6 protein-coding genes and 1 pseudogene are annotated in these 6,969 nt (G+C 67.9%); 6 read left to right on the forward strand and 1 reads right to left on the reverse strand.

Annotation, left to right across the window (positions count from 1 at the left end):
* The 5 genes and pseudogenes from ACCD11_RS28095 to dctA all read left to right on the forward strand — a co-directional run.
* A pseudogene (locus tag ACCD11_RS28095) lies at positions 1–543 on the forward strand (acyl-CoA dehydrogenase); the annotation flags it as partial.
* A gap of 30 nt (positions 544–573) precedes the next feature.
* Positions 574–1,764: a CaiB/BaiF CoA transferase family protein gene (locus tag ACCD11_RS28100; RefSeq protein ID WP_413316386.1), complete on the forward strand. Its 1,191-nt coding sequence runs from the start codon at positions 574–576 to the stop codon at positions 1,762–1,764.
* 10 nt (positions 1,765–1,774) lie between these two features.
* Positions 1,775–2,605: an HpcH/HpaI aldolase/citrate lyase family protein gene (locus ACCD11_RS28105; RefSeq protein ID WP_413316388.1), complete on the forward strand. Its 831-nt coding sequence runs from the start codon at positions 1,775–1,777 to the stop codon at positions 2,603–2,605.
* A gap of 41 nt (positions 2,606–2,646) precedes the next feature.
* On the forward strand, positions 2,647–3,993 hold the full coding sequence (locus tag ACCD11_RS28110) for an adenylosuccinate lyase family protein (RefSeq protein ID WP_309928703.1): 1,347 nt from the start codon (positions 2,647–2,649) through the stop codon (positions 3,991–3,993).
* A gap of 86 nt (positions 3,994–4,079) precedes the next feature.
* A complete protein-coding gene (gene dctA, locus ACCD11_RS28115) occupies positions 4,080–5,414 on the forward strand; it encodes a C4-dicarboxylate transporter DctA (protein ID WP_413316391.1) in 1,335 nt (444 codons plus the stop codon).
* A gap of 22 nt (positions 5,415–5,436) precedes the next feature.
* Here dctA and ACCD11_RS28120 read toward each other — a convergent pair whose 3' ends face one another.
* On the reverse strand, positions 5,437–6,390 hold the full coding sequence (locus ACCD11_RS28120) for a LysR family transcriptional regulator (protein ID WP_413316393.1): 954 nt from the start codon (positions 6,388–6,390) through the stop codon (positions 5,437–5,439).
* A gap of 156 nt (positions 6,391–6,546) precedes the next feature.
* Between ACCD11_RS28120 and ACCD11_RS28125 the strand changes: the two genes are divergently transcribed.
* A partial coding sequence (locus ACCD11_RS28125) for a Bug family tripartite tricarboxylate transporter substrate binding protein (protein ID WP_413316395.1) occupies positions 6,547–6,969 on the forward strand: 423 nt, incomplete at its 3' end.

Consider the following 6,969-nt stretch of genomic DNA (forward strand, 5'->3'; position numbering starts at 1 on the left):
ACCTCGACCATCGACGACGTCACGCTGAAGGAAGGCCGCACCGGCAAGCTCGTGTTCGTCAAGGTGCGGCACGAGATCCGCTGCAATGGCGAGGCTGCGCCGGCGCTGGTCGAGTTCCACGACATCGTCTATCGCGAGGCCCAGGGCCCGCACGACGTACCCCCGCCCCCGCAGGCGGCGCCGACAGAGGCCGCGTGGCGCCGGCAGATCGTTCCCGACGACGTGCTGCTGTTCCGCTATTCGGCACTGACCTTCAACGGCCACCGCATCCACTACGACCGCCAGTACGTCACGCAGGTCGAGGGCTATCCGGGCCTGATCGTGCACGGCCCGCTGATCGCGACGCTGCTGATGGACCTGCTGCGCCGCCAGCTGCCTGATGCAGACGTGGCGAACTTCCGCTTCAAGGCCGTGCGGCCCACCTTCGACCTCGACGCCTTCCACGTCAGCGGCCAGCCGCAGGCCGACGGCAAGACCATCCGGCTCTGGGCCTCGGACCACGAGGGCTGGCTGACGATGGACGCCACCGCCGTCCTGCGCTGACTCGTTTCGCAACGCAGAAGGAAACACGCCATGCAGCCACTCAAGGGCATCACCGTCGTCACGCTGGAGCACGCGATCGCGGCTCCCTTCGCCACCCGCCAGCTCGCCGATCTCGGCGCACGCGTCATCAAGATCGAGCGTCCCGGCTCGGGCGACTTCGCCCGCGGCTACGACGAGCGGGTCCGCGGCCTGGCGTCGCATTTCGTCTGGACCAACCGCTCCAAGGAAAGCCTCACGCTCGACGTGAAGCACCCCGACGCCGCCCGCGTGCTCGAGCGCCTGGTCATGGAAAAGGCCGACGTGGTCGTGCAGAACCTGGCGCCGGGCGCGGCAGCGCGCCTCGGCCTGGGCTACGACCGGCTCTCGCGCGCCAAGCCGGGCCTCATCATGTGCGACATCTCCGGCTACGGCGACGATCCCGAGCGCCCCGGGCCGTACCGCGACAAGAAGGCCTACGACCTGCTGATCCAGAGCGAAGCCGGCTTCGTCTCGGTCACCGGCACGCCGGAGGAGCCGTGCAAGGCGGGGCCCTCGATCGCGGACATCGCCGCGGGCATGTACGCCTACAGCAACATCCTCGCCGCGCTGCTGCAGCGCGGCCAGACCGGCAGGGGCCAGCGCATCGACATCTCGATGCTGGAGTCGCTGGCGGAGTGGAACAGCTACCCGCTCTACTACGCCTTCGAAGGCGCGGAGCCGCCGCCGCGCACCGGCGCCAGCCACGCGACCATCTACCCGTACGGCCCATTCCCGGCCGGCGACGGCACCACCGTGATGCTGGGCCTGCAAAACGAGCGCGAGTGGGCAAGCTTCTGCGACAAGGTGCTGCAACAGCCCGAGCTCGCGAAAGACCCGCGGTTCACCGCCAACTTCAAGCGCGTGGCGCAAAGGGCCGCACTGCGCGAGATCATCGTCGAGGCTTTCGCCTCGCTCAGCGGCAGGCAGGTGGTCGAGCGGCTGGAACTCGCGCAGATCGCCAACGCCCAGGTCAACACGATGAAGGAGGTCTGGGCCCATCCGCAGCTGCAGGCGCGCGGCCGCTGGAGCGAAGTGGCGACGGCGAAGGGCCCCGTGCCCGCGATGCTGCCGCCCGGCACCTGGGACACCGGTCCGCGCATGGACCCGGTGCCTGCGCTCGGCGAGCACACCGATGCGATCCTCGCGGAACTTGGCTACGGCGATGCCGAGATCGCCGCCCTGCGCGCGTCGAACGCCGTCTGAAGGCCGCACCATGTCTGGTGAACATAGGCATTCCGCCCGCACCTACCTCTTCGTGCCCGGCACGCATCCGGATCGCTTCGGCAAGGCGCTGGCCAGCGGCGCCGACCGGATCGTGCTCGATCTCGAGGACGCCGTCGCCCCTGCCGACAAGGCCGATGCGCGCGCCATCGTCGTGACGTGGCTGCAGGGTGTGAGCCCTGCCGACAGGTCGCGCACCGTGGTGCGCATCAACGACGCCGGCTCGCCGTGGTTCGCTGCCGACCTCGCCGCGCTGGGCGACGCGGCAGCGGCCGAGGTGCTCTTGCCCAAGGCCGAATCGGCCGCGCAGATCGCCCGCGTGCGTGCCGCGCTGCCTGGCGCGGCCGTCCTCGCCCTCATCGAGAGTGCCCAGGGCGTGGCGCAGGTGGAATCCATCGCGGCCGCCGGCGTGCAACGCCTGGTGTTCGGCACGCTCGACTTCGCGCTCGACCTCGACATGGACATCGCGACGGACGCGCGCGGCCTCGCCTACGCGGCCAGCCGCATCGCCATCGCCTCTCGCGTGGCGAGCCTGCCCGCGCCGGTGGCGGGTGTCACGCCGCAGCTGGACGACAAGACTCGCCTCCTGTCGGATCTTGCCGAAGCGCGGCAGACGGGCTTCGGCGCCAAGCTGTGCATCCATCCGCGCCAGGTGCAGCCGATCCACGCGGCCCTGCAGCCGAGCACGCAGGCGCTGGACTGGGCGCGGCGCGTGCTGGCCGCCGATGCCGCGTCGCCGGGCGCCGCGCGGCTGGACGGCCGCATGGTCGACCGGCCCGTGGTGCTGCAGGCGCAACGCACGCTGGCGCTGGCCCGCGACTGATTTCATTCACCCACCTCCATCGCAGAAGGAGACAAAGCACCATGGCTTCCACCATCATCGATTCGCGGATATTCGGCGACATGTTCAGCGACGCGCGCATGCGCGAAGTCTGGTCCGACGAGAACCGGACCGCGAAGTACCTCGACATCGAGCGCGCCCTTGCCAAGGTCCAGGGCGAGCTCGGCATCATTCCCAAGGAAGCGGCCGACGAGATCGTCAGGAACTGCAACCTGTCGCAGATCGACTGGGTCAAACTGAAGGCCAAGACCGAGCAGATCGGCTACCCCATCATCGCGGTGGTCAACCAGATCAACGCCAACTGCCGGGACAAGCTCGGCGAGTACTGCCACTGGGGCGCGACCACGCAGGACATCACCGACACGGCTGCGGTGCTGCAGATGCGCGAAGGGCTCGCCCTCGTCGAGCAGGACCTCGACGAGATCGGAGACGCCCTCGCGGCCCTGGCGCGCAAGTACCGCGACACGCCGGTCATCGGCCGCTCGAACCTGCAGCAGGCCACGCCCATCACCTTCGGCTACAAGATGGCCAGCATCCTGGCCGGCATCGACCGCCATCGCGAGCGCCTGCAGCAGCTCAAGCCACGCGTGCTGATGGGCGAGTTCGGCGGCGCATCGGGCACGCTCTCCTCGCTGGAGAAGGGCGCGATGGAAACCCAGGCAGGGCTGATGAAGGAGCTCGGCCTCGCCCAGCCGCTGATCTCATGGCACACGGTGCGCGACACCGTCGCGGAGGTCGGCGCATTCCTCGGGCTGGTCGGCGGTTCGCTCGGCAAGATCGCGATGGACGTCAAGCTGATGATGCAGACCGAAGTGGCCGAGGTGTTCGAGCCCTTCGCGCCGGGCCGCGGCTCGTCGTCGACCATGCCGCAGAAGCGCAACCCCATCTCCTGCCTCTACATCCACGCCAACATCTCGGTGGCCCGCCAGCACGCCGCCGCCTTGATGGACGCGATGGTGGCGGACCACGAGCGCTCCACCGGCCCCTGGGAGATCGAGTGGGTGTCGCTGCCCGAGATCTTCTGCCTGATGTCGGGCGCCCTGAAGCAGACAAGGTTCATCCTGAAGGGCCTGGAGGTCGACTCCACGCGCATGCGCGCGAACATCGACATCACCAACGGCCTGGTGATGTCCGAGGCCGTGATGATGGGCCTGGGTCCCTACATCGGCCGCGAGTACGCGCACGACCTGGTGTACGACCTGTGCCGCCAGGCGATCGCCGAGAACCGGCCACTGATCGAGATCCTTGCCGCGCACACCGAGATCGGCAGGCACGTGACGCGCGCGCAGCTCGAGGCCATGTGCGAGCCGGCCAACCACCTCGGCCAGGCCGGCGTCATGGTCGACCGCGTGCTGGCCGCGCGCGGCTGAGCGCCGCCCTCGCCTTCTTCACCGCAGCAGACGGAGCCGGCGCAGACCGGCATGCATTCGTGCGCCCCCACCCCGGAGACAAGGTCATGAACATCCGCAAGCTCTCGAAACTTCTCTATGTGCAGGTTCTCGTCGGCCTGATCCTCGGCATCGCGGTGGGCCACTACTGGCCCGAGTTCGGCGCCGCGCTCAAGCCGCTGGGCGACGGCTTCGTCAAGCTGGTCAAGATGATGATCGCCCCGGTGGTGTTCTGCACCATCGTGAGCGGCATCACCTCGCTGGGCGACTCCAAGGAAATCGGCAAGACCCTGCTCAAGGCGATGGGGCTCTTCTATGCGCTGACGGTCCTTGCGCTCCTCACCGGCCTGGTCACCGTGTTCCTGCTGCAGCCGGGCGCCGGAATGCACATCGACCCCAGGAACCTCGACGCCTCGGTCGCCACGCGCTTCGCGAACCAGGTCCACATCCACGGGTTCACCGACTTCGTGATGCACATCATCCCCAACGCCTTCGTCGGCGCGTTCGCCGAGGGCGAGGTGCTGCCGGTGCTGCTGCTAGCGGTGCTCTGCGGATTCGGGCTCACCCGCATAGGAAGTTCCGCCAGGCCCGTGCTCGACGGCATCGACGGGTTCTCCCACATGCTCTTCGCGGCCTTCGGCATCATCATGCGGCTCGCGCCGATCGGCGCCTTCGGTGCGATGGCCTTCACCGTGGGCCGCTACGGCATCAAGTCGATCGGATCGCTCGGCCTGCTGATCGGGACTTTCTATGCCGCCTGCGTCTTCTTCGTCGTCGTGATCCTCGGCGCGCTCGCGCGCCTGCACGGCTTCAAGCTGTGGCAGCTGCTGCGCTACATCAGAGAAGAGCTGCTGGTGGTGCTGGGCACCTCATCGAGCGAGCCGGTGCTTCCGCGGCTCCTGCAGAAGCTCGAACGGCTCGGCTGCAAGAAGGGCGTGGTCGGTCTGGTGCTGCCGACCGGCTATTCGTTCAACCTCGACGGCACGGCGATCTACCTCACGCTGGCGTCGATGTTCATCGCCCAGGCCTGCGACATCCACCTGTCGTGGATGCAGATCGGCTCGATGCTGGGCATCATGCTGCTCACCTCCAAGGGCGCGGCGGGCGTGACGGGCAGCGGCTTCGTCGCGCTGGTGGCCACGCTCACAGTCATGCCCGACCTGCCCGTGGCCGGCGTCGCGCTGATCGTCGGAATCGACCGCTTCATGTCCGAGGCGCGCGCACTCACCAGCACCATCAGCAACGCGGTGGCCTGCATCGTGGTCTCCATCTGGGAGAAGGCGTGCGACCGGGAGGTGCTGCAGCGCGAGCTGGCCGCGAACTACGCCAGGACCGAGCACGAGCTCGAAGAAGGCCCGAAGGACTTCGCCGCGCCGCTGGGGCACGCCGGCCCGACGCCCTGATCGCCCAGCCGGCCGGCGGGCCTCAGGCGCGCGTGCCCTCGGCCTTTGCAGTCTCCGCGCGGCGGCCTCCCGACTTGCCGCGCTTCGCCTTCATCTCGGAGAAGAAGGCGTAGAGCTGCTGCGCAGCCGGGGAAAGGCTTCGCCCCTTGCGCCGGATGAGGCCGATCGTGCGGGTGATGGCGGGGTCGTGGAGCGGAACGCTCACCAGCAGCGGATGGTCTGCGTCCGGCATCGCGATCGAAGGGACCGCGGCGACCCCGAGACCCGCCTCGACGAGACCGAGCATCGTCGTCACATGCTGGGTCTCGTAGATGCTCTGCGGGCGGCCGGCCACCCCCGAGAGCGCCTGGTCCAGCAGCAGGCGATTGCCGGACGCCTTGCTCACCGAGATGTAGTCGTACTGCGCCAGCTCGGTCCAGCTCACTCGGCGCTTCTTCGCGATCGGATGGTCGCGCCTGCAGGCCGCGACGAAGCGCTCTTCCAGCAGCGGCCTGAACTCGATGTCCGGCTCCTGTCCGCCCACGAAGTTGAGCCCGAAGTCGGCCTCCCCGCTCGATACGGTCGCCAGCACCTCGTTCGCGCTCGCGTCGAGTACCTTGACCCGGATCTTCGGGTAGCGCTCGTGGTAGCGCGAGATCACCTGCGACAGGAAGTAGTAGACCGTCGAAGGCACGCAGGCGATCTTGACCTCGCCCATGCGCGTGGCCGCGACGCCGCGGATGCCCAGCAGCGTGTGGTCGAGGTCGTCCAGCAACTGCTGCACCTTGCGGTCGAATTCGCGCCCTACGGAGGTCAGGTTCACGCGGCGCGTGGTGCGATCGAGCAGCTTCACGCCCAGCGCTTCCTCCAGCTTCTCGATGCGGCGGCTGAACGCAGGCTGCGAGACGTGCAGCGCCTCGGCGGCCTTGCGAAAGCTGTTGAGTTCCGCCACCGCGCGGAACGCCTGCAGGTCGTTGAGATTGAAGTTGATGGCCATGGCTGTGCTCCGACTCGATCTGATTGATAGACAGTGTGCATCAATCGATCTTAAACATGCAATTTACAGAACACAGGCCCCGGAAGAACATGCGCACCAGGGCCACGCAAGAGCTTTTCGAGCTTTCAAAAATCCACCGGAGCAGACAAATTGAAGATCCAGAAAATTCGCTTCCTTGGCGCCGTCGCGCTGGGGGCATGCCTGACCTGCGCAAGCGCGGCCGCCGCCTTTCCTGAAAAGCAGATCACGCTGGTCGTGCCGACCGCCGCGGGCGGCGCCAACGACGCCATGGCGCGCGTCGTCGGTCAGGCCATGTCGGCCATCCTCAAGCAGCCTGTCATCGTCGACAACAAGGCGGGCGCCAACGGGGCCATTGCCAGCGAGTACGTGATGCGCGCGGCGCCCGACGGCTACACGCTCATGCTCGGCTACATCGCGACGCATGCGATGAACCCGGCGCTGCAGAAGCTGCGCTACGACCCGGTCAAGGACTTCGAGCCGGTCGGCATGCTGGGCTCATCGGCCACGGTGATGGTGGTCAACCCCTCGGTCAAGGCGGCCAGCGCGAAGGAACTCGTG

Source organism: Variovorax sp. Varisp36 (assembly GCF_047304235.1).
Classification (GTDB): domain Bacteria; phylum Pseudomonadota; class Gammaproteobacteria; order Burkholderiales; family Burkholderiaceae_C; genus Variovorax.

Excerpts from the sequence above, each read along its gene's own strand:
- ACCD11_RS28110 (WP_309928703.1), top strand. The coding sequence starts at position 2,647 with ATGGCTTCCACCATCATCGATTCGCGGATATTCGGCGACATGTTCAGC.
- ACCD11_RS28100 (WP_413316386.1), top strand. The coding sequence starts at position 574 with ATGCAGCCACTCAAGGGCATCACCGTCGTCACGCTGGAGCACGCGATC.
- dctA (WP_413316391.1), top strand. The coding sequence starts at position 4,080 with ATGAACATCCGCAAGCTCTCGAAACTTCTCTATGTGCAGGTTCTCGTC.
- ACCD11_RS28105 (WP_413316388.1), top strand. The coding sequence starts at position 1,775 with ATGTCTGGTGAACATAGGCATTCCGCCCGCACCTACCTCTTCGTGCCC.
- ACCD11_RS28120 (WP_413316393.1), bottom strand. The coding sequence starts at position 6,390 with ATGGCCATCAACTTCAATCTCAACGACCTGCAGGCGTTCCGCGCGGTG.